Annotated in this window: 17 protein-coding genes and 1 CRISPR repeat array; of the genes, 10 read left to right on the forward strand and 7 right to left on the reverse strand. The window is 63.3% G+C overall.

Features of this window, described 5'->3' with window-relative positions; all coding sequences use genetic code 11:
- The first annotated feature begins 80 nt into the window (after nucleotides 1-80).
- Both ABNQ38_RS07965 and ABNQ38_RS07970 read left to right on the forward strand, forming a co-directional pair.
- Nucleotides 81-764: a hypothetical protein gene (locus ABNQ38_RS07965; RefSeq protein ID WP_377806590.1), complete on the forward strand. Its 684-nt coding sequence runs from the start codon at nucleotides 81-83 to the stop codon at nucleotides 762-764.
- Between the two features lie 246 nt (nucleotides 765-1,010).
- Nucleotides 1,011-1,793 carry an XF1762 family protein gene (locus ABNQ38_RS07970; protein ID WP_377806591.1) on the forward strand — a complete coding sequence of 261 codons (783 nt, stop codon included), beginning with the start codon at nucleotides 1,011-1,013 and terminating at the stop codon, nucleotides 1,791-1,793.
- A 100-nt stretch (nucleotides 1,794-1,893) separates the two neighbouring features.
- Here ABNQ38_RS07970 and ABNQ38_RS07975 read toward each other — a convergent pair whose 3' ends face one another.
- Nucleotides 1,894-2,430 (reverse strand): hypothetical protein, encoded by a 537-nt coding sequence (locus ABNQ38_RS07975; protein WP_377806592.1) that lies wholly within the window; start codon nucleotides 2,428-2,430, stop codon nucleotides 1,894-1,896.
- A gap of 486 nt (nucleotides 2,431-2,916) precedes the next feature.
- On the opposite strand from ABNQ38_RS07975, the gene ABNQ38_RS07980 reads away from it, so the two are divergent.
- On the forward strand, nucleotides 2,917-7,449 hold the full coding sequence (locus tag ABNQ38_RS07980) for a strawberry notch-like NTP hydrolase domain-containing protein (protein ID WP_377806593.1): 4,533 nt from the start codon (nucleotides 2,917-2,919) through the stop codon (nucleotides 7,447-7,449).
- Nucleotides 7,450-7,893: 444 nt separating this feature from the next.
- Here the strand turns inward: ABNQ38_RS07980 and ABNQ38_RS07985 are convergent, their stop codons facing one another.
- Nucleotides 7,894-8,124, reverse strand: a complete 231-nt coding sequence (locus ABNQ38_RS07985; protein ID WP_377806595.1) for a hypothetical protein — start codon at nucleotides 8,122-8,124, stop codon at nucleotides 7,894-7,896.
- A 55-nt stretch (nucleotides 8,125-8,179) separates the two neighbouring features.
- On the opposite strand from ABNQ38_RS07985, the gene ABNQ38_RS07990 reads away from it, so the two are divergent.
- The 5 genes from ABNQ38_RS07990 to ABNQ38_RS08010 all read left to right on the forward strand — a co-directional run bounded on the left by ABNQ38_RS07990 (nucleotide 8,180) and on the right by ABNQ38_RS08010 (nucleotide 11,639).
- Entirely contained in the window at nucleotides 8,180-8,656 is a 477-nt protein-coding gene (locus ABNQ38_RS07990; RefSeq protein WP_377806596.1) for a hypothetical protein, read from the forward strand.
- 46 nt (nucleotides 8,657-8,702) lie between these two features.
- Complete coding sequence (locus ABNQ38_RS07995) at nucleotides 8,703-9,092, forward strand: hypothetical protein (protein ID WP_377806597.1); 390 nt, start codon at nucleotides 8,703-8,705, stop codon at nucleotides 9,090-9,092.
- 102 nt (nucleotides 9,093-9,194) lie between these two features.
- Nucleotides 9,195-9,575, forward strand: coding sequence for a hypothetical protein (locus ABNQ38_RS08000; RefSeq protein ID WP_377806598.1), 381 nt, complete (start codon nucleotides 9,195-9,197; stop codon nucleotides 9,573-9,575).
- A gap of 112 nt (nucleotides 9,576-9,687) precedes the next feature.
- Entirely contained in the window at nucleotides 9,688-10,269 is a 582-nt protein-coding gene (locus ABNQ38_RS08005; RefSeq protein WP_377806599.1) for a hypothetical protein, read from the forward strand.
- A 344-nt stretch (nucleotides 10,270-10,613) separates the two neighbouring features.
- On the forward strand, nucleotides 10,614-11,639 hold the full coding sequence (locus ABNQ38_RS08010; protein ID WP_377806600.1) for a TIR domain-containing protein: 1,026 nt from the start codon (nucleotides 10,614-10,616) through the stop codon (nucleotides 11,637-11,639).
- A 504-nt stretch (nucleotides 11,640-12,143) separates the two neighbouring features.
- On the opposite strand, the gene ABNQ38_RS08015 is transcribed toward ABNQ38_RS08010, so the two are convergent.
- Together ABNQ38_RS08015 and ABNQ38_RS08020 are read right to left on the reverse strand one after the other, a co-directional pair.
- Nucleotides 12,144-15,299, reverse strand: a complete 3,156-nt coding sequence (locus ABNQ38_RS08015; RefSeq protein WP_377806601.1) for an error-prone DNA polymerase — start codon at nucleotides 15,297-15,299, stop codon at nucleotides 12,144-12,146.
- Nucleotides 15,296-16,123: a DUF6504 family protein gene (locus ABNQ38_RS08020; protein WP_377806603.1), complete on the reverse strand. Its 828-nt coding sequence runs from the start codon at nucleotides 16,121-16,123 to the stop codon at nucleotides 15,296-15,298. The genes ABNQ38_RS08015 and ABNQ38_RS08020 overlap by 4 nt, the downstream gene beginning before the upstream one ends.
- A 179-nt stretch (nucleotides 16,124-16,302) precedes the next feature.
- On the opposite strand from ABNQ38_RS08020, the gene istA reads away from it, so the two are divergent.
- Nucleotides 16,303-17,586 (forward strand): IS21 family transposase, encoded by a 1,284-nt coding sequence (istA, locus tag ABNQ38_RS08025; protein ID WP_377806509.1) that lies wholly within the window; start codon nucleotides 16,303-16,305, stop codon nucleotides 17,584-17,586.
- On the forward strand, nucleotides 17,586-18,458 hold the full coding sequence (gene istB / locus ABNQ38_RS08030) for an IS21-like element ISAzs30 family helper ATPase IstB (RefSeq protein ID WP_377806510.1): 873 nt from the start codon (nucleotides 17,586-17,588) through the stop codon (nucleotides 18,456-18,458). The genes istA and istB overlap by 1 nt, the downstream gene beginning before the upstream one ends.
- Nucleotides 18,459-18,517: 59 nt before the next feature.
- On the opposite strand, the gene ABNQ38_RS08035 is transcribed toward istB, so the two are convergent.
- The 3 genes from ABNQ38_RS08035 to cas12b form a co-directional block, all read right to left on the reverse strand.
- The gene (locus tag ABNQ38_RS08035) at nucleotides 18,518-19,240 is read right to left on the reverse strand and encodes a Y-family DNA polymerase (RefSeq protein WP_377806604.1); all 723 of its coding nucleotides are present in this window, start codon (nucleotides 19,238-19,240) and stop codon (nucleotides 18,518-18,520) included.
- A complete protein-coding gene (locus tag ABNQ38_RS08040; RefSeq protein WP_377806605.1) occupies nucleotides 19,128-19,841 on the reverse strand; it encodes an ImuA family protein in 714 nt (237 codons plus the stop codon). Before ABNQ38_RS08040 ends, ABNQ38_RS08035 begins: the two co-directional genes overlap by 113 nt.
- Before the next feature lie 400 nt (nucleotides 19,842-20,241).
- A CRISPR array of direct repeats spans nucleotides 20,242-21,199; the repeat unit is 37 nt; unit sequence GTGCCAACGGAGGTGCGAACCAGACGCTCGCTGCGAC.
- Nucleotides 21,200-21,529: 330 nt separating this feature from the next.
- Entirely contained in the window at nucleotides 21,530-24,859 is a 3,330-nt protein-coding gene (gene cas12b / locus ABNQ38_RS08045; RefSeq protein WP_377806606.1) for a type V CRISPR-associated protein Cas12b, read from the reverse strand.
- Nucleotides 24,860-25,008 lie beyond the last annotated feature (149 nt).

Consider the following 25,008-nt stretch of genomic DNA (forward strand, 5'->3'; position numbering starts at 1 on the left):
AGCCCACCAGCGGCACCTGCGTCCCCCCCGCTTGCTGCCATTCCCGCACCGGGAATCCGACCGCGACACCGGAGCACTCCATGGTCGTCATATCCCCTCTCCCGATCCTGTGCACTGCCGAGTTGGACACGCTCGCGGGGATCCATGCTGATCCCGCCTGCTCCATCATCGGCACAGGCACGGTACTGCCAGACCGTCTGCTGGACCTCCACAGCACGGGCGTCTTGGTGAAGCCCGCCTACTACGAGCGCGACGGCAAGCCCTGGCCGGTGTCGGCGCGCGGCTTGGCGGTCCTCCGCCGCGCGGGACTGATCGCGGATGTGCCTCCGATTGAGTGCATCGCCGCCGTCCGACAGGGGAGGGGATATGCCGCCATGGAAGGTGCGCCCGTTCAACCCTGGCACCTCATTCTCGACCGGCATCCCTACGCCATTCCGGTCAAGGGCGAGGTGCCGCTCACCCCTGGCTGGACCCATGTGTTTTCCGGCCATGACGGGCCGGGAACCAGCGACTGGTTCGTGCTGCTCCGGCTTCCCCCAAAGACGCCGGGCACCCGGATACGCGTGGTCCATCGGGAGCCTGGCTTCTCGCTGTCCAGCACGGAGGGGATGACCGGAACTCTGTCGACCCCCCCGTTCGCTGGCGAGTGCAAGAGCTGCAGCTACCCGAACAGCCCCTACTCCTGGTTCATTCCGGACGGGGTGTGGAAGTCGTACTGGAACACTTGCGTGACCCGGCTCGACAAGGTGGAGCTGCTGCCGTGACGGCAGGCATCTATCGCAGCAATCTCGTCACCTAAACGGCCGGCCCGTCGGCCGGAGTGCAGGCCCTCTCGCTCGCCCCTGTTTCGCGCCCTGTCCGTCACCCGTCTCCGTGACCTCACGCCGATCAGGGCCGCGACCACCTGGTGGTTCACGCGCCTCCGCGCCATCGCGCTGCTCTAGCCATCATCGTCCGCCCCCGACACCAGAGCGCCGCCACACAGCCGCCGCTACACCCGGACTCTGCCAATGAACATGCTTTCCAAGGCTGATCGCCAGCTCGCCATCGACTTCGACCGCGACAACACCATCCCGACATGCATCCATTGCGGCGAGCCGCAGGTCGTGGAACTGGCCGAAATCTGGTCGGATCACTCCTTCATGATCTCCACCTGCTGCCATCTGCTTTATGAGGAACTGGTTTATGAGATGGCCGATCCGGACTTCCGCACGTCCCTGCTGCAGAACCTGCAAGCGGCGGAGCACCTGGGCGCTGAGCGGCTGCGTCGGGTGGCCGATCAAGACGGGCAGCTACTCTTGGATTGCGAGTTGGAAGTCGCGCCCATCGCCTTTTCCAGGATGAAAGCCTTCGTCCAGCGCCACCACGATCACTGCCCGCCTCCCGTCTGTTGGCGGTATGGCGCTGGCGTCTGGAACGGTCACACGCTGGTAGGCGTCGTTTCAGTTGGACGGCCAGTGGCCCGGATGCTGCCGCAGACGGCCTGGGTGGAGGTTAACCGGCTGTGCGTTGATCGGAGCCTCCCGGACACGCTTCGGTACAAGGCCTGCTCGACCCTCTATGCCTGGGCGGCCTCTGAGGCTGCCCGGAGGGGGTTCGACCGCATAATCACATACACGCTCTCGACGGAATCCGGCATGAGCCTCCGCTACGCCCGCTGGAAACCCGAGCACGTAACCCGACCGAAGAGCTGGAACAGCCGGAGCCGCCAGAGGGTCGACAAAACGCCCCTGGTACCGAAGGTCCGCTGGGCACGCGACCTCAAGGCGGCACGTCCGGCACTCCAAGACTGAGGGAGCAGCGCATGCATACTCCGCGCGTCTGGCTCGCCGCGGCTTCTCGGCGTCGAAGCACGACGTCGGGAGACCGGCCATACACAGAGCATATCGTCCGTCACGAACGGGCAGCCGGGGCGAGCTTCGCCAAGTCCAACTCGCCCTCGGCGCCCCACCCGGCGGTGCCGGCCTTCACCTCGGGCCGGAACGCCTCATACATCCGGAACGCCTGCCGTGCGAGGTCCGCCGGTGGCAATGAGTGGGCCAGCACCGTCATCGCCTGACGCACATCCTCCAGGTCGTCCCCAAACTTCCCGGCCAAGTACCGGTTCACGCTCGCCGGCGTGATCGGCTTGCCTTGACGGACCGCACGCAAGCCGTCCTTGGTGTGCACGGCGGGGACCGACCGTCCCATGAGGTGAAGGTGGATCTCTTCGCCATCTTGGAGCGCCTTGCGCTGATCGCTCACCGTCTCTGGGGTCGGCTCGAAAATTCCCAGCCGGACACCTTTGGCATGCGCTGTGAGGCCCGATAGTGCCTTGCCCATGGTGAGGGCTTCGTCACGGTCCAGACCCAACCGTTCCGCGACCACTGCAGCCCACAGCGTCAACACCGGTGCCCTGTTGATCATGATCTTGCGATGCGATGGCGACATAGTTCGATCCTTGTGTTAACGCCCTCATCTGAACGGAGCCTCAGATAAGCGGTTCCGTTAGAAGGGACTTCCAGAACGGGCGATGGAGAGTTGCGGAGATTGCCGCAGTCGCCGCAGCGGGTCTCTGGGCTGCAGTCGACTAGCTGCCGCTAGGTGATGCTCTGCCGCCTTCGCCCATGCGTGACCTGCGCCAGATCCGACGCAGCTTGCGCCTTGGCGCTGCCGGCAGCGCCCTAACCAGGGATGACTGGGCAAGCCAGCGTCTGACTCGGACATTAAGTATTGCGTTAGAAGCGCGCCTTGCCACCACCCCACCTAAAAGGCATTACTATTGCTCCGCGTCCGACCGATACATTGGAGATACCTCACGCTCGTAGATGGCGGAGCTTAAAGTGTAGCGTTACGCTTCATTTATTGTTGCATGGCTGCGCTCTGTACGATATAACGGCGCTGTGTTCCCCACACTCCGCCCGCAGAGGCTCCCGCATGCAATCCGCTCCCGACTTTTCGCTTGTCATGAACCGCTACCGTTCCAGCGTTGGCGCCGCCGTCCAGGCTGGCACGCTGCCTCGCGGCTTCGGCATCGAGGTTCGCTGCACGCCCGCCGGCATGTTCACGGCTCTCAACGTCGAGGTCATTCGGTGTGAGGTTCTTATTGTTGACCCCGCCCATGCTGCCTCGCCAATGCCCATTCTGAACACCGCGGGCGAATACCTGCGTAAAGTGCTGCTCAAGCTCGCAAATGAGAACGCCGGCATCGTGGGCGTGGTGAAGTACCGTCGCGATCTTCTGGCGCAACAGGCGTCCACCGTGCGCACGCTGGACGCCTCGGCGCTGGCGGCAATGGCGTGGAACCCCCCGGCCAACGACAGCGCTCCGGACGAGCCTCCGCCGCCCGCATCGGCGGCTTCCGACGAAACGATGGTGAGCGGCTATGCGCTGCTTGCCGATCGCCTCTTGGAACGGATCAACGCCGGGGCGGCCATGTCGTCGGCGGAGCTTTTCAAACTGGCGGACGAAGCGTTCGGCGGAACCATGGGCGCGGGCGCTTACGTTGCCAAGGACGCCTATGAGGCGTCGGAACTGGCGATGAACCGCCATGTTCGCGCCAACTCTGCCGTCTGGAAGCTGGACGTTGATGCGGACAGCGCCGTTCGGATCGCGTCAGAAATCGAGACGGCGGCGGCTCTGTTCCCCACTCAGACCCGCCGCGATGGGGAAATGCTGGCGCTGCAACAGTTCTCGACGCCTCCCGCCTACGCCTACGCGCTGGCTTGGGCCGCGGGCGTGACTGCAGGCGACGTTGTGTTTGAGCCCAGCGCCGGGAATGGGGGGCTTGCGGTGCATGCCTCCAACGCCGGAGCTAAGGTCCACGTCAACGAAATCGCCAACCGTCGCAAGCTGGTTCTGCGGGCGCTCGGCTACGAGCCCACCGGCGAGAATGCCGAACAGGTCCACAACATCTTTGCGGGCAAGCTGACGCCTACCGTGGTTCTGATGAACCCGCCCTTTAGCCGGTCGATCCGCACGGGCGACAAAAAGGACCTGTCGGTGGCCGGCGAACACGTCGAGGCCGCGCTAAAGCTGCTCCCGAACGGTGGCCGTCTCGTCTGCATCACCGGCAAAAACACCGGGGCCATCGGCAATCGGGGCTCGTGGATCACGCGTATCCGCTCCAAATACGCCGTGCGGGCCAACCTGCTTGTGGGTGGTGCGCTCTACAAGGCTCATGGAACCAGCATCGAAACCCGCGTCGTGGTGATCGACAAGGTTCCGGCGAACAACACCGCGCCGGTCATTGGGCAGGCGGACACCCTGGAACAGCTTATCCGCCTCCTGGCCCCGGTGCGCCGTACGTCCAAGGTGGACGACGACGGTGACGGCGCGGACAGCCGCTTTGCCGCTTACCGTCCGGCCCGCCTGGACACTGCCAAGCTGGGCCTGCCCACGCCGGCCCCGCATCCGGGAAAGCTCGTGGAAAGCTGGGCCATGTCGGCGGTCACGCCGCCGGAAATCTGGTATGTGCCCAGCTTCCCGGAAGAGGTGATCGCGGAAGGAAAAATCTCGGCTGCGCAGTTGGAAGTCGTCTGCTACGCAGGTCAAGCGCACGCTCAATGGCTGGAAGCACATACCGATGGTGTTCCGTGGCGCCGTGCTTACTACATCGGCGATGGAACAGGGGTGGGCAAAGGGCGCGAGATCGCCGCGATTATCTTGGACAACTGGCACAAGGGCGTTCAACGCCATGTTTGGCTGACGAAGGACAGCACCAAACTCTTGAAGGCCGCCAAGCGCGACTTCAAGGCCTTGGGTGGCGATCCGGCCCTGGTGTTCCCATTGCGCGCCACCCCGGCGGGGGAGGCGGTGAAGGCCGCGCATGGCGTGATGCTCGTTTCGTTCGGAGAACTGCGGTCGAACCGCCCCGGTAAATCGCGGGTCCAGCAGATTGTCGACTGGCTCGGCTCAGATTTTGAGGGCGTTCTTGCCATGGACGAGTCCCACAAAATGGGCAACGCCATGGATGAAAAGGGGGAGAGGGGCCGCACGAAAGCGTCTCAAACGGCCTTGGCAGGAATCGACATTCAGCGTCTGCTACCAAAGGCGCGTGTCGTCTATATCTCGGCCACGGCAGCATCCGAAGTGCGCAATTTCTGCTTCGCTGATCGCCTCGGCATTTATGGGCCGGGCACGCCGTTTCCCACCAAAGAGGCTTTCGTGTCCCGCATCGAGGCCGGCGGCGTAGCCTCAATGGAGATCGTCGCCCGTGATTTGAAGGCCATGGGCTTGTTCTCGGCCCGCTCGCTGTCGTACGCCGACGTGAAGTTTGAGCGGCTGGTTCACGAGTTGGCCCCGGCTCAATTGGAAACCTACGATACCTTGGCTGATGCCTGGCAAATCGTGCTTTCCAACCTCGATGCCGCCATGGACTCGGCGGGTTCTAAGTCTGACGCCGGCGCCCGCAGCGCCGCCCTGTCGGCATTCTGGGGGGCCAACCAGCGCTTCTGGAATCAGGTTCTCACGTCCATGCAGCTGCCGACAGCGGTCCGTGAAATGGAGCGCGACATAGCCGCCGGTCATGCCGTGGTCGTCCAACTCGTGAATACCCTGGAAGCCCAGCAGGAACGCGCCCTGTCCAAGGAGGGCGCCATGGAAGCTCTCGACGATCTGGACCTGACGCCTCGTGACATTCTGATGCAGTATTTGGAGGCGTCGTTCCCCATTCACGCCTACGAGGAATACACCGACGAAGAGGGCAACACGCGGACCCGCCCCGTAATCGACGAAGCGGGGAACCGCGTCGTGTGCGCCGAAGCGGTCATGATGCGTGACGATATGCTGGCTCGCGTCGGCTCCCTCAAGGTGCCGCACGGGCCGCTGGAAGCCATCATCGACCATTTCGGCGTGGAAACCGTGGCCGAGATTACGGGCCGCTCCCGCCGGGTCGTCACCCTGGCCGATCCGGAAACCGGTCTGCCGACGCGCCAGATCCAAGCCCGGAGCGAGGGCGCCCGCCTCGCCGACATGGAAGCGTTCGCCAACGACAATAAGCGCATTCTGATTTTCAGCAATGCCGCCAACACTGGCGTGGATTTTCACGCGTCCAATCAGATCCCCAATCGTCGCCTGCGCCGTCATTACGTGCTGCAGGCGGGGTGGAATGCGAAAGAATGCACCCAGGCCCTGGGGCGCACCCACCGCTCCGATCAAGCGCAGGCCCCGGAATACATCTTGGTCACGACCAATCTTCGCGGCCAACTGCGCTTTATTACGTCCATCGCCCGCCGGCTGGGGGCGCTTGGCGCTCTCACGAAGGGGCAGCGCGACACCGGCAGCCAAGGGCTGATGTCGGAGCGGGACAATCTGGAAGGCGAGTACGGCACGGCGGCAATCAATCAGATCATCCTCGAACTGCACATTGGAAGCACGGTTGCCGGGCTCACCATGGCTGAGTTTGAGCGCAAGCTGGGGCTGCGGCTGACCGATAAGGAAGGGAACCTCACTCGCAACAGCTTCCCTCCGGTGCGTCAATTCCTCAACCGCCTGTTGGCATTGAAGGTGGCCGACCAGAACGCGCTCTTTGATGAGTTCCAAGATCGCCTTGATGAGCAAGTTCAGGCCGCGATTGATGCCGGGGTCTATAACCAGGGCGTCGAGGAATACCGGGCAGATCGCATCGAAGTGGTGAGCCCGCCGCGGACCGTGTACGTCGAGCCGTCGTCCAAGGCGGAAACCTACTACGTTCACCTCCGGGCATGGCACCGCCGCACGCCCCGTTCCTTCCATGCCGTTGCCGACGGACGGATGGGTGGCAAGAAGCGGGAGGTTACCGGCTTCGTCCGCGAGATCGCCACGGGGGCGGTGTTCGCGGTCGCCACGGCCCGCGCCCGGACGGACGACGCAGGGAGCGTGATCGCACAAGTCCGGCTTATCGGCCCCTACTCGGAACGCTTCGAGGAAGCCCGTAATCTGTCATCCGCTAAGGCCTTCGCCATCCTGTCCAGCAGCGAGGCCGAAACCCTGTGGCTTGAACAGGCGAGGGCGACGAAGGAACTGCAAGGCTACGATCTGAACCTCATTTGCGGCGTTCTGCTCCCTGTCTGGGACCGCCTGGATGCCGGGGGCCGGGTCTTCCGCGTGATCGATGAAACGGGCGCTCAGTACCTTGGTCGCCTGATCCATCCCGGACGCGTGCGTTCCACCCTGGCGAAGCTGGGCGCCGATCTGAATACGGCCTGGACCCCGGAAGAGGCCATTGACGCGGTTCTTACCGATGTGCGGCTGGATCTGGTGAACGGGTGGAAGCTCAAGCGCGCCCGCGTCAACGGCGAGTATCGGATCGAGGTCGTCGGGTTCCAGCCGTCGGATATCAAGCGTCTGGCCGACCTTGGCTGCCGGCGCGAAATTGTCCAGTACGCGACGCGCCTTTTCGTCCCGACCGCCGATGCGTCGGTGATGACCGCGCTTCTCCGCGTAGCGCCGGTGGCTGAGGACGACGCCGACGCAGCGGAAGCGGCCTAAGTCGGGAAAGGAACCTGTCCGGCACTTCGGGCAGGTTCCGCCGGCTCCCCGAAGGAGCAGGGGAGGGAATCAACTCGCCCCCTCTCCGCCAACCCCGTCCCTCGAATGTCGCGGTCGAACGCCAGTGCGGCGGGAAGGTGACGCGGGCAGGGGAGCCGGCCAGGATCGCACCCCGACCCTGGATAGGAATGGATACGAAACATGGCGACGAACTACGGCCTGGGGCAGGCCAGCGGGCCTGAGCTACGAGCCCTGCGCAAGGCACTTGGGATTGAATCCCAGCTTGGCATGGCGGCGCTGTTGCACTTTCTGGGCGGCACACCGGTAGCGCGGTCCACGATCAGCCGGCAGGAGAGGCTTGCTGCCGCGTCATCGACAGAGCTGGTCGCGTTCCTACGTTTCCTCGCCCTGGTCAGGCCCAAGCCTCCGGCAGAGGGGGTGAGGTCAACCGAGCCGCCGCTTCCAACTCTCGACGGCTTCCTCGAATGCCGGCTGGGGGCCTCCCGGTCGGACACCGACGCCGGAACCATCGAACAGGCCGCAGCGGACTGGCGCGAACTCCTGCTGTCGCATCTGCGCTTGGGACGGGCTCTGCAGGTGGAGTTGCTGGATGGGCAGGAAGACCACGAGTTCATCGTCCAGCTCATCCAGACCGCGCCCGGCGTCGCGGCACAACACCTTCTCCGGCTTGGATACGGGCCGGAACCGTCATCACTCCCGAGGTTCAACCATGCTCACAAGCACTTTGCTCTGTCCTCAGTGCCAGCGTCCGTACAAGACGGAGGATGCGCTGCGCCGGCACTTGGAGAACCGGCACCGGGTTCTGGTGCTGGACGAGGACATCCCTGAGATCACCGGCCGCAGCTTCATCTTCGAGGATCAGATCTACGATGTTGAGGGCTTGCTGGCGCTGGTGCGCTCCGCACCATCCAAGTTCCCCCCTGAGCTGGTCCCATTGGATCAGGCGCTGCTGACCCATGTCGCCCTCTTCGAGCGCGATGAACGCCGGATCGCCACCATGACACCCGCCGAAGCTGAGGTGCCGATCCTCACCGTAGGCATGGCTGGCGGCACCACGCAGGTCATCGACGGCCTGCATCGCATTCACCGCCGGCACCGCGACGGCAAGAGGGACATAGCGATGGTGTTCGTTCCTCACGCGGTCGCCCAACCCTTCATCCACCCGCGCCCCCGCCGTGGCGCGTGAGCATCAAGGAGATCTGTCGTTGTCCAGCTTAAACACCGAGAACGCCATGCGCCCGTTCGAAGACGATCTGGCCGCCCTGCTGGCCGCACTGTCCGGTTACGGCAGCTTCGTGCACGAGATGATCGGGGATGCAGGGGAGGGGCTGTGGGCCGGCATCGAACGCCCTGGCCCTGAGAAGCTGTTCGCCTTCGAGGTTCAGAACGCGGCGGGCGACCGCTGGCTTGCTCTGCTCGTCTGGAAGGATCACGCCGACGGCGGCATCACCGGCGCCCTGGTGCGGTCCGCAGACGTGCCGATCCAATACGAGGACGAGGAGGTTACGCTTGGCCAGTTGGCCGTCCGGCATCGCCTGCGCAGCTCGACGAGGCCGCAGTGGGATGACGTCCTCGATCTTGCCGATGAGCTGATCGCGCCGCCCGACGCCAAAACCTCCTGAACGATGACGGATCGGAAAGGCGATGATTTTCGCTGCCTTTCTCCGGCGCGCAGGCGCAGCCTTCTGCCGTATCGTCGTGGCTCGACACTCGGGAGCGCGCCGATGAGGAAATCCCTCACCAACCCAATCAGCGAAGCCCACGCCCGGGGCCAAGTCACAGCACTCCTCAAGGGCACCTTTCACCGGGAGCGCCCCGCTGATGCCGAGTTGGTCCAGTACCTGTCGGCCGAGATCGCTGGGTCAATCTGGCGCCAGTACGAGATCGGCCCCTTTCAGTGGCAGGCGAAGCATCTGCGCTGGTTTCTGCGCGATGGTACGGCAGAACTGAGCATGGATGATCGGCACACGTACTACCTGACCGTCGAACGGGTGTCCCAGGCCCTTGGCAAATGGGGCCGCTGGGAGGATGACCTCGCCTCCGGACCTTGGGCAATCCCGCCCGCTGCACTCGTCCAGCCGGCGTTATCGCAGCCTGCTGTATAGAATTCCACGCCATCCTCGTTAGACTTGGGCCGCTGACTTCATGCAGCGGCCCGTTTTTTATCGTGTGGCGAAGCAACATCTGGAATAGTGTCGGCCCAATATGCGATGTCGCATGATTGGTGACCATTTCCATAATAACAGTTATGTGTGTTTTATTTCCACGTTGGAGGTGATGGTGGCATTGCGGCTCTTTATGTTATCGGCTCTGCTGATCGCGGCGAATATTCCTCACGCGCTCGCCGACGGATACGCAAAGGAATATTTGCAGCGTGTGCGCCCAGGAATGTCTGAGGAGAGCGTTCGCAGAGTATTTTCCGAAGTACGGTGTGATGAAGTTATAGAGCGAATGCATCAAGACCGTATGAATGGCAAGACACAAGACCGCCTAAATTTACAATGTGTCGCGCATAACCTTTATTCTCCTTACAGCGTCGATTTCTCCCCGTTGTCAAAGGGGCGGAAGGCTCAGTCGATCAGGTATATTTGGATAGATGTTAGAGACGAAGATATGATTGCCGCAGAAGTCGCAGAGACCATTGGGCTACCGATGGCAAAAAAGGAATGGCAACATACGTTAGGAAAAGTATACCCATGCTGGTTCTTCGAGAATAAAGCCGTCAGAGCGCCTCTGTGTCATCAAAGCGAAGATGAAGGGTATCGGGTATGGCACCTGGGTTACATAGCAAAGCGCTAGACCGGCAGCGCATGATCAAGAACGAGAACTTTGTGTGCATCGATCGGCAGACCTAGTGGTGTGCGCCAGACGGACCGTTAGGTATTTAGCTCGGCGCAGTCCGCAGGATACCTCCGATCCGCTAACGTACAAACGACACTATCCGTCTGACTCAATCCACTAGAGAGGTGAGAGATGCTTGAACAGCGCATCTACCGATAAAACGACGTTTTGTAGTCATACATCCGCCGTTGCCTTTCAGCACTTTCTGTAACCCGGTGGTGAGATGCAGACATTCTGTTGAAATGAACCTCTTTTAATATACCATGCATCTCATAGGCTTCGTCAAAATAGGCTGAATCACGATGTCATCACCCGCAAAGGTTCGGATATTCTTCTCCTGGCAGAGTGACTCCCCTGCAGCAACAAACGCTAATGCAATCAGAGATGCCTTGAAAGTGGCATGTAAGAAAGTATCAGGCACAGCCGCAAAAATTGAATTTATACGAGATGAAGCTACGAGAGGAACCTCTGGAAGTCCCAATATAGCTCATAAGATACAAGAAAAAATAGATTCTGCTGATATATTCATTGCCGATATCACAACTATCACTTCAAAGGAAGCCGGGCGCCCCTGTCCAAACCCAAACGTAGTGTTCGAGCTTGGATATGCAGTATCACAGCTTGGCTGGGATCGCGTTATAATGTTGTTCAACAAAGAGTTCGGTCAGTTTCCCAACGACCTGCCATTCGATTTTATTCAGAATCGAGTAAGTCTTTACCATATCGAAACGTCTAAACCAAACAATGGGAAAGCGCATTTGGAGAATCTTCTTCAAGTGGCCGTTTCTGCCGTTGTCAAACTCAACCCAAAACGTCCTCACGAGTTAAGAGGGGTGAGCAAAGAAAAACTTCAGCACGATCATGATGTAGATAACATAAAGTGGGCACTGTCATCTATTCATATTCCGACGATGGACGACCTCATTGAAAGGCTTCCTGGCTACATAATAGATCAGAATTTCTTCTTCTATGAGGGGTTCAAGGGCGTCATTCAAAATAGTCTGTTTAGCCTCTATGACAGTAATTTAGATAAATCGTTCCAAAAGCTCTATGATTCGTGGAGTACAGCTCTATCTTACCCGGGGATGTACCATGACACGGCAAACGGAAAGCTCCACGTTTTTACCAATCCGGGGGATATGCCGCTGACCAGTGACAAACAAGAGGTCTGGGATGCAATAGATGGCGCTAGAACACAAATGCGAGAAGCGTTGGACGAAATATTGGCTAGAGTAAGGGAATCTTATTTAGAAGTGAACATAAAGAACTCTAATAAAAAAGCTTGGAATGAGTACATTGAGTGGATCAAGGACGACGATAATAAATGAAATATCGGTGACGTTATTTACTTCTGCGAATGTTATGCATGTGGATCGCTTGGCTCGATCAGCCAAGCGCCGCGTTGGTGTCAAGCCACGAACGACGCGATCTTTCTGATCCGGCTCACTAGTGGTGCGCACCAGACGGCCCGTCACGTATGTAGCTCTACCGAGATGGTGAGATGGCGCGCTTTTACCAAGCTACAACGAAATGATCCGTCTGGCGCACACCACTAGCTACAGTACAGTCGCATCAGCAACCAACCTATGATGGAGCACTTGATGCGCCTGTTTGGGGTTAAGGGTTTTCCAGAGAGCTCAGAGATCCCCACCGTCGTCTGGCACGTTCGAGCCATGTCGGCCGATCGAGCGATTCAACTGGTGGAGGTGCTGCCAGACGCTGCCGGTTTGCGCCTCGTGGCTGTCGACACTGGCTGTGGCCTGCCGGTCGAAAGCGTTAGCCAAACCATGCCATGGCCGTGGCCCGACAAAGCAGCCTGAACCTTGGTGACGCTACACCCGTGCAGGCCTGCCGGCAGGCTGCGTCGGCATCTCCTTACTTCCAACCGACCGCAGTAGGTCCGTTTGATCGACCAGTTGCTCCGCGATCAGGTGGATGACCTCGCCCTCGATCTGCACGCGACCCTTCACCGCCAGCATGCTGGCTCCCAGGATAATGCGGCGCTGCTGCTCGAAGAGCTTCTTCCAAACGATGACGTTGGCGATGCCGGTTTCATCCTCAAGCGTCAGGAATAGCACCCCGTTGGCCGATCCCGGCCGCTGCCTGACCAGCACCAGGCCAGACACCGTCACCCTGCGTCCGTCCCGCGCGCGAGCGAGATCGGCGCAGGTGATGCTGCCCTGCCCTCGCAGGTCCTGGCGGAGGAGAGCAACAGGATGACTGCGCAGGCTCAAGCCGGTCATCGTGTAATCCTCCACCACCTCCCTGCCCCCGCTCATCGGCCTGAGGGTGACCTCCGGCTCCACCGCCTCTTGCGCAGCCCCGGCGGCCGCGAAGAGCGGCAGGGCCTCATCCCGGAGCGCCCGGATGGCCCAAGCAGCCTCTCGACGCGTAAGCCCCATACCGGCGAAGCCATCGGCGGCCGCCAGCTGGCGTAGTGCCGCGACCGGCACACCCGCCCGGCGCCACAGGTCCTCAACGTCGCCATAGGGACGATCCTCGCGGGCGGCGACGATCCCGGCGCCGGCGGCGTTGGCCAACCCTCTCACCAGCCGGAGTCCGAGGCGGACCGCCAGCCTGCCCTGCCCCGCCGGCTCCAACGTGCAGTCCCAACGTGAAGTGTTGACGTCGACCGGCCGGACCTCGACACCATGGTCGCGCGCATCCCGAACGATCTGGGCCGGCGCATAGAAGCCCATGGGCTGAGCGTTCAGGAGAGCGCAGGTGAAGACCTCAGGGTGATGGCACTTCATCCAGGAGGAGGCGTAGGCGATCAGCGCAAAGCTCGCTGCGTGGCTTTCCGGGAAACCGTATGACCCGAACCCCTCCAACTGCTTGAAGGTACCCTCGGCGAACTCCCGGCTGTAGCCGCGCGCCACCATGCCGTCGACCAGCTTACTCGAAAATTTGCTGACACCACCTGTGAGCTTGAAGGTGGCCATAGCCCGCCGCAGCTGGTCGGCCTCGCCGGGCGTAAATCCGGCGCATTCGATGGCAACCCTCATCGCCTGCTCCTGGAAGAGCGGAACGCCAAGCGTCGATCCCAGCACCGCCCTGAGTTCCGGCGTGGGATAGTCCACCGGCTCCAGTCCCTCGCGGCGGCGCAGGTAGGGGTGCACCATGTCGCCCTGGATCGGGCCCGGCCGGACGATTGCCACCTGAATGACCAAGTCGTAGAAGGTCCGCGGCTTGATCCGCGGCAGCATGGCCATCTGCGCCCGGCTTTCGATCTGGAAAACGCCCAGTGTGTCGGCCCGCCGGATCATCGCGTAGGTAACCGGGTCCTCGGCAGGGATGCCGGCCAAGTCCATGCGGATGCCCTTGTGCTCCTCCAGCAACTCGAAGGCCCGGCGCATGCAGCCGAGCATCCCCAGTGCAAGGATGTCGACCTTCATCATCTTCAGCGTGTCGATGTCGTCCTTGTCCCATTCGATGACCTGTCGATCTTCCATTGCGGCGGGCTCGATCGGCACGAGCTCGTCCAGCCGGTCCTGCGTGAGGACAAAGCCGCCCGGATGCTGCGACAGGTGCCTGGGCGTGCCCATCAGTTGCTGGGCAAGCTCCAGGGTCAGACGCAGACGCCGGTCCTGCAGGTTCAGGTTCAGCTCCTTCGCGTGCTGCTCCTCGACACCCTCATCCGACCAAGCCCAAATCTGCCCTGCCAGTGCCGCTGTGACGTCTTCGGTGAGCCCGAGCACCTTGCCGACGTCACGGACGGCACCACGCGCCCTGTACCGCGTGACTACCGCCGTCAGAGCTGCACGGTGGCGGCCGTAAGTCTCGTAGATCCACTGGATGACGATCTCACGGCGGTCGTGCTCGAAATCGACGTCGATGTCTGGCGGTTCACGGCGCTCGGCCGATACGAAGCGCTCGAAGAGCAGGTTGTGCTTTTCAGGGTCGATGCTGGTGATGCTGAGCACATAGCAGACAGCTGAGTTGGCGGCGGACCCCCGGCCCTGGCACAGGATGCCGCGGGAGCGGGCGAAGCGGACGATGCTGTGGACGGTCAGGAAGTAGGGTGCGTAGCCCAGCTGGTCGATGAGCCGCAACTCATGCCGGAGCACGGCTTGGACCTTCTCCGGCGCGCCATCGGGATAGCGGTTGGCAACGGACTCCCAGGTCAGCCGCTCCAGCGACTGCTGCGCCGTCAGACCCGGAATCACGACCTCCTCCGGGTATTGGTACTGCAGCTCGTCCAGCCCGAACCGGCATCGCTCCACGACCTCCAGCGTCCGCGCCACCGCCTCTGGGTGCCGGGCAAAGAGGCGGGCGATTTCTGACGGTGGCTGCAAGAAGCGGTCGGCGTACCGCTCCCGCCGGAACCCAGCGCTGTCGATGGTGCAGCCCTTGCGGATGCAGGTGACGATGTCCTGCATGATGCGCCGTTCCGGCGCGTGATAGAGGACGTCGTTGGTCATCACGGTCGGCACACGGTGGGCCGCGGCCAGTTCTGACAGCAGGTGTAGCCGCAGGACATCGCCCGGTCGCCGGCGGAGCGTCAGGGCCACGTAGCACCTGCCGGGAAAGGTCCGGCGCAGCCGCGCCAGTTGCCGGGCGCAGCGGTCGTCCGGTTCGTCTGGCACCAGGATGGCGAGCAGTCCTTCAACCCAATCGGCGACGTCCTCCCAGGACAGATCGCAGGCCCCCTTCCCCGCCCTGCCTTTGCCGAGCGTCAGCAGACGGCAGAGCCGACCGTAGCCCGCCCGGTCCATGGGATACAGCAGCAGGGCGGTGCCGTCGGTGAGGTCAAGCCGGCTTCCGATGACCAACCGGACGCCAGTCTGCCGCGCCGCCTCGTTGGCGCGGACGATCCCCGCCAGCGAGTGTCGGTCGACAATGCCCAGAGCTGGGATTCCCAGCGCCGCCGCCCGCGAGAACAACTCCTCGCAGCTGCTGGCCCCGCGAAGAAAGCTGAAGTGGGTTGTCACCTGGAGCTCGGCGTATGTCGAGCCTGCGGGACCCCGCCCCTGCCCGGCCGCGCTCATCCGAACAGCCCGTGGATGAACCATCGCATTGGCCCGGTGTCCGGGGAGCCTTCCCAGGATCGGTAGAGCCAGAAGCGCTCGCCCGCGTGGTCCTCGACGGCGTAGTAGTCTCGCGCGGCCGCCATCTCGCGATCCCTGCGCCACCATTCGCCGTGGATGCGCTCCGGACCATCCGCTCGCTTGATGAGTCGTCGGACACCTCGCCATGTGAAGGCCATTGGCGGGTGATCGGGCATCAGGGCCATCGTCTCGATCGGCTCCGGCGGCATCAGCAGACGTCCCGGCCGGGGCCACTTAGAGGGCCAACCAGCTGGTACCGGCGGCGCCAGGGCGGGGATGCGCGTGACCGACCGCTCCGGTACATCGCTCTCCACCGGCGCGCACCGGAAAACCCTGTCGTGGCCGATCCGGTTGCCCAGCACATCGACCAGCCCGGCGATGGTGGCCACCTCGTCGAACGTCCCGGGATCGGTCTCCCCGGCCACCAGCCGGCCGACCTCCTCAGCCGACAATGGCTCCGCAAGCGTGGCCGTCAAAATGGCGACTTCGATGCCGAAGCCGGGATCGACGTTGGCGATGCGCTCAACAAGCAGGCGGGTGAGGTGTGGAGCTGCGCGCACCGGCTTCGCCGTGCCAACTCGGATTGCCTGCACTGTGCCGTCCACGCGGTGCCAGAGCAGGTCCAGCGTCCTGGCGCCCAGCCCATGCTGCTCCAGCTGCCCACAGAGGTCCTGCACCAGCGCCACGATGACAGCCTGGAGTGCCTCGGCCGTGCTGATTGGTTCGACCAGACTGCGTCGTACCTGGACGGTCTCGACCGGCACGACAGGCACGATCGGTTCGGCAACGCGGCCGAAGTGTCAGTGCCGATTGGATACTCCCCGGAAAGGGCGGCTGAAAATTCCCCAGGCTGACGCAACGGCAGGGCTCCGGGGCGTACGCCCCGGAGCCCTGCGGCCGCCCGTCGCCCATGATCACCCTCCGAGGCTGAGGGAGAGGGCCGGTGGTCAGACTTGGAGAACTCGTCATGATTCTCGATCTCGCCCGCGAGGGCCTGTCGGTGTCGGCGATCGCACGCCGCACCGGCCTGGATCGCAAGACCATCCGCAAATACATCGCCCGCGGATTGGAGGCGCCCGCCTACACCCCTCGGCCGGCTCGGCCGACGCTGCTCACGCCCTTCGAGCCCTATCTGCGCGAACGCCTGCAGGCCTTTCCCGATCTCAGCGCCCGGCGACTGCTGCGGGAACTCACGGAGCGCGGTTACACCGGCGGCTATACCATCCTGAAAGCCGTGGTTCGCGCCATCCGTCCCACCCCGTCACCGTCCTTCGAGCGTCGCTTCGAGACGCCGCCCGGCAAGCAGGCCCAGGTCGATTTTGCCTTCTTCAAGACGACCTTCACCGAAGAGCCCGAGGTGGAGCGGATCGTCTGGCTGTTCTCGATGGTGCTCGGCCACAGCCGCATGATGTGGGCCCGCTTCGTCGCCCGCCAGGACCTGCAAACCGTGCTCCGCTGCCACATTGCCGCCTTCGACAGCTTCGGCGGCGTGCCGGAACAAATCCTCTACGACCGCATGAAAACCGCCGTGCTGGGCGAGGTCGAAGACCCCGATCAACCGGCCCAAGGCATCGCCTACAATCCCAAGCTCCTCTCCCTGGCCAGCCACTACGGCTTCCTGCCGAAGGCCTGCAAGCCGTACCGCGCCAAGACCAAGGGCAAAGTCGAACGGCCCTTCCGCTACGTGCGCGAGGACTTCTTCCTGGCCCGCAGCTTCCGCAATCTCGAGGACCTGAACATCCAGTTCACCCAGTGGCTGGATCAGCTCGCCAACCGCCGTCGGCACGCCACCACCCAGCGCATCGTCGCCGAGCATTTCGCCGAGGAGCGCTCCCACCTCAAGCCGCTGCCGGCCGGCCCCTTCAACAGCGTGCTGGCCCTGGAGCGCCGTGTCACCCGAGACGGCATGGTGTCGGTCGGCGGCAACCTCTACTCCGTGCCGGATTGCACCCGCCGGCGGACGGTGGAGGTGCAGGTCACCGCCGGCACTGTCACCATCCTGGAGGACGGCATAGCCGTCGCATCCCACCCGGCGCTGGAAGGACGAGGCCAGCGGCGCATTGCCACCGGCCATCGGACCCAGCCTCCACCGCCCAACAGCCAGACGCCCAGGGAGGTCGCCACGCCCCCGGCACCTCCGCTGCAGGGCGGCACCGTCACCCCTCGCTCGCTGGCCATCTACGACACCATCGGCCGCCATTTGGCCAACCAGCCGGGGAGCCCGTGATGAGCGCCACGCCGTTGGAAGCCGGCCCCGCCACCCTCGACCGCATTCGCCAATATCTGGTTGGGCTGAAGATGCCGCGCGCCTTGGAAGCGCTGGAGCACATCCTACGCCGGCTGGAACGCGGCGAACTCTCCGCCCTGGAGGCCATCGACGCCCTGCTGGGCGAGGAACTGACGTTGCGCGAGGGACGTCGCATCAAGGCGGCCCTGAAGATGGGCCGGCTTCTCTCCATCAAGACGCTTACCGGCTTCGACTTCTCCTTCCAACCCTCCCTCGATCGCGATCGAATCATGACCTTGGCGCAGCTCGACTTTGTCGACCGGCACGAGGTGGTCCATTTCCTCGGCCAGCCCGGCTGCGGCAAGACGCACCTGGCGCTTGCTTTGGGAGTGGAGGCCGTTAAGGCCGGCCGCTCGGTCTACTTCGCCACCCTGGCCGACATCGTGAGCTCGCTGGCCAAGGCCGAACGTGAAGGGACCTTGCGGGAACGCCTGCGCTTCCTGTGTCGGCCACAGCTGCTGATCGTCGACGAGATCGGCTATCTGCCGGTGATACCCGGTGGCGGCAACCTGTTCTTCCAGCTCGTCAACGCCCGCTATGAACGCGGTGCCATGATCCTGACCTCAAACCGCGGCTTCTCCGAATGGGGCGATGTCTTCGGCGGCACCGTCGTCGCTTCCGCCCTGCTGGACCGCCTGCTGCACCATGCCGTGGTGGTGCAGATCGAAGGTGCCAGCTACCGCCTGCGCCGTCACGCCGAACTGATGCCGGACAACAACCGCAGCCGGCCGATCACCGCTCCGCCACCGGCACCACGGCGCCGAGGGCGGCCACCGAAAGGAAGGAGCGCCGACACCGAAGCCAATCCATAGCCCTTCAAACCATCTGGGGATTTTTCGACCGACCGTTCTGGGGAAACTTCATTCGGCCTTTACACGAAGACCTGATCCAGCCGTCGGCCGGGCAACGAGCCGAAGCGATGGGCCAGAGGCGCACGCGGCGTCGCCTCCAGATCGCCGACGGTCTCAAAGCCCAGGCGTCGGAGTTCGACAGTCATCTCAAACCCCAGCCGGAGGGCGGCCACCGGCAACGCGGACACCGCCTCCAACCCATCGTCGATCACAGACACTGGCCGATGGCCGAAGCGAGCGAGGGCATTGGCGGCGCCGGGCGTGCCGGCGATCGCGGCTCGCGCGGTGACGCCCATGCCGGCGAGGCGGCGGATCAGATCGTCGAGCAGCGGGCGCTCGCCACCCAGCAGGTGGCTGGCACCGGTGATGTCCATCCACAGGCCATCTGGCGGGTCCACGGCCAACATTGGGCTGTAGCGCAGCGCCCACAAGGCCAACCGGTGCAAGCCCTCGGCATCGGCGTCAGGATCGGCGTCGGCAACCGTCAGGTCGGGCACCATCGCCCGCGCGTGGGCGAGTGGAATGCCTCGGTGTAGGCCGAGCCGATGCGCGGCGACGTCCACCGCGGTGATGACGCGCTGCGCGCCGGTCGACGCGACGACCAAGGGATTGTCGGCCGGCTCGTCGGCCTCAAGTGCCGAACCGGAGCCCGACCGCTCGTGCCGTTCCTTCGATGAGCGTGCCCTGACGCGAAGCCGATCCGTCGGCCAAGTGGGCAGGTAGACCGAGACGACCCTCTTCATCGCAGCCCTCAATGTCCCACTCACCCGCCACGCCCCCACGACACCGCACCAGTTCCACCCGCCATCGCCTGCGGCCTATCCCCGGCGCTGGCAGTGGGCTGGACGGCAGGGCTGAAACGCGCCAACGGGTGACGGCAGCCGTCGGCTGGCCGATCTCGGCGGCAGCCGCGGCCGGGCTGCGCCACCGGCGCAGGATGATGGCTGTGACGCCGGAGTGCTCAGCGGCGATCTGCATGCGTCTGGACGCCACCATGGGGAGCTTGGCCAGTTCACCTACCACGGCCGCCAGTCCGCGGTGGCGCAGCCCCTCCTCCACCAGCAGAGGCAGCGTCCTTTCATCGGGTGCCTCGGCATAAATGACCCGGTTCGGATCCAGCCCGACTTGGGAGAGCGCCGGGGCGTACAGGTCCGACGCCCGCAGGCACCAGAGCACCGGCCCGGTCATTCTGGCCAGGATGCCCGCGGCGAACAGGGTGGCCGCCGCGGCGTGGATCACGCCCAGGTCACCGCCCTCGGCCACCTCGTGGACGGCCCCCAACGCCAGCCCGCCACCTGGCAGCCGACCGTCGACCTCGCTGATCCCGAAGGGCAGCACGCGCATGGCGCGCCGCCCGCCAATCTCCAGCTGATGGATGCGGTTGCGCAGGTCTTGTAGGGCGATACTAGGGCGCGGCTCAGGATGCATGTCTCTTGAGACAGAAGGGGAAGGATTATGTTCCCTTTTTGTTCGCCAAAAACAGGAGCACTGTCAAGCTTTGGTTTTTGGCTCCTTGCTCACCCTCCCCTTGCCATGTGCAAGCGATCCACACCACCGCAGCTTGCTCCCTGTTAAGCAACGCCATAGCGACTGGAAGTGAAGACGCGCGCCGGCTCCATTCGGCAGGAGATCGAGCACCCCTACGCTGACATGGCGCGCGTCCATGGCAGCACTGGCTGTGCCAGGTGGGAATTTGACCCTCGGCACAGCTTACGCTGATGGTCCATGGCGCGGCGGCTGGATGGTGCCGACGGAGGTGCGGAACCGCTTCTCGCTGCGACTTGATGCGACCGCGGATCGTGTCCGTCATCATCCGGTGGTGCTAACGGAAGTGCGAAACCGCCACGCGCTATGCGCCTCCTCGGGATGGGTCCGGGTGCCAACAGAAGTGCGAAACCGCTTCTCGCCGCGACCATCAACGCGCCAAACCCCAATACCGCTGATCCAGTGTGCCAACGGAGGTGCGAACCAGACGCTCGCTGCGACGCGCCGGGCTTGGCGAAGGCCAGCGATTTGACGATGTGCCAACGGAGGTGCGAACCAGACGCTCGCTGCGACGCATGGCCCGGGCCGCGCCTCTCGGGGGGTGCTGTGCCAACGGAGGTGCGAACCGGACGCTCGCTGCGACCGAGCGTTTGAAAGACCTCGACCGACCCTTTGTGGTGCCAACGGAGGTGCGAACCAGACGCTCGCTGCGACCGACGCGGGGATGCGGCCATGTGTTGCGTGATGCGGTGCCAACGGAGGTGCGAACTAGACGCTCGCTGCGACCGCAATCCCCTGGCCGTGGACTGGTCAGCCTGGGTGCCAACGGAGGTGCGAACCAGACGCTCGCTGCGACTTGCGGTCGCCCCGGTTCGGCGTCGCCGTTACGCCGTGCCAACGGAGGTGCGAACCAGACGCTCGCTGCGACTCACCCGTATGCGGCCGTGCCATGCTCACGACATGGTGCCAACGGAGGTGCGAACCAGACGCTCGCTGCAACGCGGCTGCCGACGACTGGCTCAACAGCCATGAGACGGTGCCAACGGAGGTGCGAACCAGACGCTCGCTGCGACGTTGATCGGATGGAGTGCAAGTAACCATGGCGAAGTGCCAACGGAGGTGCGAACCAGACGCTCGCTGCGACATCAGCAGTGCTCATGCCCGTTCGGACGATGGACCAGTGCCAACGGAGGTGCGAACCAGACGCTCGCTGCGACTGCCTAAGTAAAACAGTGAGCATTTGCAGCACCTTACAAGCAGGCTTGTGCGAACCTGCCGGGCAGCGCTACACACCGAAACGCGCAGATCCCGCATCATCTTGGAAAGCACAGGCAGTTCAGTAGCTTACGCTTCGCGCGAACCCCCCGGCGTTCTCATGCGCGCTTGGGGTTCGCAGCAACGAGGTTTTGACAATGTCAAAGAGCCGGGTTCGCAAAAACCGCTTCGGCTGCTGGCAGTGGTCTGATCCCCATTGCCGAGGCACTGCAACCGACGTCCGCTGGGCCTATAGCCCAGCGGGGGTCAGAATAGCACGGACCAACAGAAGCTCAACGGCTTGCTTTGAGGCGAGCGGCCGTTTTCGTCTTGACCACGGACCAGAAGGTTTGTGACGGGAACCACAGCCTATCCGGCAGGACAACACCCGAGGGATCTCGGAAGAAGACCACTGTCTCGCCGGTTCGTTCCAGAGCTTCCTCCTCAATCCCGAGCAGCTCCTCGATGTCCGGGTCTGCGGCCGCGTTGCCTTCACTGACGGAAGCCCCAGCGCCGGTCAGTGCGCGCCACTGACGCGGCGTGAGGCTTTCCCAGCGACACGATCCTGTCTCATGCCCAGTAGGGATGAGCCGCCCGTAACCACCAAGCGCCCCGTTCAGGCGTTTGCCGATCTGCATCGGCACCCAGCATTCCAGGCCGTCCACCAACACCCGCCGGGTAGGGACTCTGAACGCTTCACCGTGGCGGGTCCAGAACCGACGCTGGAGGTTCTGGGCGGCGTTGATGTCAGCGTGGACCCGGCAGACGCCGTCCCCATCAAGGCACACGAACATCTCTCCACCGGCCAACGGCACCAAGTCGTTTGGTCGGAGTGTCGTGACATCGATACCGGGATTCTCCCGCTCGATCACCTGGCGGAACACCACGTCAGTGAGGTTTGCCTTAGTCAGCACATGGCAGCGGATGCCGGGAGTCATTGATGCCGCGCGATAACGACTGGAAAAGGCTGCACCAGTCTCCAGACACTGGATGCCATACAACTCCCCTTGCATGGCCACCTCGCCCGGGATCGCCCGGTGTGCCCACTTCATCAACTGGGAGTTTTCGCGGCGCGGCCGATCTGTGCGCATCCGGTATCGTGACAGGTCCTCGAACAGGACAACGTGGCAGGGGGCATAAACCTGCACCCACTTACCATCGCCGCCACGGCGGTAGCCGCGGGCCGCCTGCACGATCAGGTCAGCGCCAGTCTTGAGACGGTCATCCTTCAACCCGTCGATGTGGTCAAGGAGGTTGCCAGCAAAACTGCCCATTGCGGCGCGGTTCAGCCGACGAATTTCCCCTGAAGCACGCCCAGCCAAGCTCCACCCCTGCAGGAAGCGCCGCACGTCCGTTAGGTGCTGGATGGACCAGAGCGATTTGCCGGATGCCTTTCTGTCCGTTCCGTCCCCCTCCATCCGGGCACGGGTGCGGTGCCGCCATTCATGGACGATCTCACCAAAGCTGTGGCGGAATCGATGAGACACGTCCTTGACCAGCCCCTCCCAAACCGGTGGAGCCGATGATAGGCGCGCCTCTAGTTCAGCGCACAAAGCAACCTCAAAGGACCAAGCATCGCCGGAGCCAATGATCTCACGCCATCCGGCGATGGTGGCTGCGCGGTCCGCCTCGTCGGCGCTTGCAGCATGCAACAGGGTGCGGTGACGGCGGAGGCCTCGACGCAGCCGCCGCAACTCCGCATCCGCCGCCTCGCGCCACAAGCGTCCCTGCTTGCCCTGTTCCTCCCCAGGCAGATCGAGCATAAACGAGCGTTCATGGACAGCCCACAGCCCCAGTTCTGCAACCGGGAAAATGACCCCAGACATCGGCTGCTCGGCCGTGAGCTCGAACACCGAGCAGGCCCCGAAGGAGCGAACGCCCAAGTCGACGGAGAGGACGCGCAAGCCCGGTACCACCTCGGCTTGGCGCTTGCTCTTCTCTCCTAGAGATGTCTGGAAATGGATAGCCGCCGCCGGCAGCTTCCCAGTGAAGCCTGCCGGGTACTGCGGGTGGAGATCAATAGCAAGCTTCAGCCATGCCGGTCCGATCTCGCCTGCCTCGATCCTATCCAAGGAACGCGCGCGGAGAAAATCCCAGTCCAGAAGCAGATCGGCACTGCCGAGTGCGCCGCGCATTGCCTCGCCAGCCCCCGTTCGGTAGGCCAGGAGCTTCTGCCGGCCGTCGGTGGCAAACTCAGGCTCTTGGAGCTGGTCGGAGGGCGCAACAGGTAGCGTGATGCTCGCTTCAGCGTAGAAACCGTCTTCCGCGCATGTCAGGATCGGCAGCCTGACCTCAAGACAGCCGGTGGGAGCGCCGCGCAGAGCATAGCTGCGCAGGTTCGTGCCACCATCCGCCTCCCATTGGGTGGATCGTGGATGCTCCCGGGGGTCGGGCAACGTCATTGTTGCCGTTTCGCGGGAGCGCTCGACCAACCGCTCCATCGCGTTGAGGTGAGCGAGCGAGTTCACAGGATCAATGGAAGGATCGGCCCAAATGTGATGGTTCTCAGGACGCGCCAGCCACCGAACGAGGTGGGGATCGCCAAACCTGCCGCGCTTCCGGGTCTGCTCCTCCGCGGAAACCGATAGCAGGTTCTCCATAGACCGGTTCTTCGCGCGAAGCCACTTGTCGCGCAAGTCGGTCCAGTTCCGCACCATGCGCCCGGTAATCAGAAAATCACGATCGTCCATGGGCAACGCGACGCGTTCGAGTTCCTCCTTGCGTTCCACCTCGTAGCGGCGCAGAGCCTCGACTTTTTGGGCGAGTTCACCGACGAGGCGTTCGGATCGGAAGCGCTCGACGCGTGCTTTGCGCTGCGAGTGTTCCTCGGCCGCTCGCCGGCTCCAGCTCTCCCAGGACAGCAGGTGAGAAACCGCCAAGCGAAATGCGAGCCGATCCCACGGTCCAACCGCTGCTCGGCCCCCGGCGAGGCGTCGCGCAATGAAGGCCGGGAAGAGAGGCAGAACACCCGCCTCCTTGAGCCTGCGGACTACGCTGGGGGTACCCTGAGCTTCCTGCAGCTTCCTGTCGACGTCCGTGACGAACGCGATCGGCCATTTCGGATCCTTTTGCCGGTAGGCCTTCACCCAGGCGGGCGGCGCCCCGGTCATCCGAAGCCGACGCTGCCCGTCTTCCGTCTCAAGCCAAGCGTATGCGGCTTCGAAGCCCGACACTTCGCCATCGCGCACGGATTGAAGCCACTCCGGCAACCGGTCGATCTTCTCGAAGATGTCCAACTCACCGCGGCTATCCTTGTCTGTGAGCGGACCCAGATAGCGATTGGCGTTCTGTGCCGTTCCTTGCTCTCCCACGGCAGAGGGAACAATCGCGCCGTAGAGGCTGTGCAGGAGATCCGCAGCCTCTTCGTCTGTGATCGGAACACCGCAGCCGTTTTCCTTCCGAGCCTTATGGATGCCGTCTATCAACTGTTGCCGGATGTCTTCCTCGGACACCCAGCCGTCCGCTGTCCGGTACCCCTGGCCCCGCATCAGAAGCAGCTGCTCCTCATAGTAACGGGCTGCCTGGTTCACAGCAGCGTGGGTGGTCCAGAGCCCGCGAGCGATGTCGAGGCAATCCGCTTTACGCGGGATGATCAGCTTGAGTTTGACGGAGCGGGTCGGCATGGAAGCTCACGGGTAGAGTAGCGACCCTTCAACTTCGCACCAACATCCCCCCATTCCAAGTCTGCCGGCGCGCTGCAATCGTCTTGCGACGGGTCCCGCGACGAATTGTAGCCGTGCAGAGTTTGAGAGACCTAAATACGCTGCTAAAG

The sequence above is a fragment of the Azospirillum sp. A29 genome (genome assembly GCF_042604625.1).
Taxonomy (GTDB): domain Bacteria; phylum Pseudomonadota; class Alphaproteobacteria; order Azospirillales; family Azospirillaceae; genus Azospirillum; species Azospirillum palustre.

Coding starts and splice junctions, on each gene's coding strand:
- istB (WP_377806510.1), top strand. CDS start 17,586: ATGAGCGCCACGCCGTTGGAAGCCGGCCCCGCCACCCTCGACCGCATT.
- ABNQ38_RS08040 (WP_377806605.1), bottom strand. CDS start 19,841: ATGCGCGTGCTGCCCTTCGGGATCAGCGAGGTCGACGGTCGGCTGCCA.
- ABNQ38_RS07970 (WP_377806591.1), top strand. CDS start 1,011: ATGAACATGCTTTCCAAGGCTGATCGCCAGCTCGCCATCGACTTCGAC.
- ABNQ38_RS08015 (WP_377806601.1), bottom strand. CDS start 15,299: ATGAGCGCGGCCGGGCAGGGGCGGGGTCCCGCAGGCTCGACATACGCC.
- cas12b (WP_377806606.1), bottom strand. CDS start 24,859: ATGCCGACCCGCTCCGTCAAACTCAAGCTGATCATCCCGCGTAAAGCG.
- ABNQ38_RS07990 (WP_377806596.1), top strand. CDS start 8,180: ATGCTCACAAGCACTTTGCTCTGTCCTCAGTGCCAGCGTCCGTACAAG.
- ABNQ38_RS08010 (WP_377806600.1), top strand. CDS start 10,614: ATGTCATCACCCGCAAAGGTTCGGATATTCTTCTCCTGGCAGAGTGAC.
- ABNQ38_RS08000 (WP_377806598.1), top strand. CDS start 9,195: ATGAGGAAATCCCTCACCAACCCAATCAGCGAAGCCCACGCCCGGGGC.
- ABNQ38_RS07975 (WP_377806592.1), bottom strand. CDS start 2,430: ATGTCGCCATCGCATCGCAAGATCATGATCAACAGGGCACCGGTGTTG.
- ABNQ38_RS07965 (WP_377806590.1), top strand. CDS start 81: ATGGTCGTCATATCCCCTCTCCCGATCCTGTGCACTGCCGAGTTGGAC.
- ABNQ38_RS08035 (WP_377806604.1), bottom strand. CDS start 19,240: ATGAAGAGGGTCGTCTCGGTCTACCTGCCCACTTGGCCGACGGATCGG.
- ABNQ38_RS07980 (WP_377806593.1), top strand. CDS start 2,917: ATGCAATCCGCTCCCGACTTTTCGCTTGTCATGAACCGCTACCGTTCC.
- ABNQ38_RS08005 (WP_377806599.1), top strand. CDS start 9,688: ATGATTGGTGACCATTTCCATAATAACAGTTATGTGTGTTTTATTTCC.
- ABNQ38_RS07995 (WP_377806597.1), top strand. CDS start 8,703: ATGCGCCCGTTCGAAGACGATCTGGCCGCCCTGCTGGCCGCACTGTCC.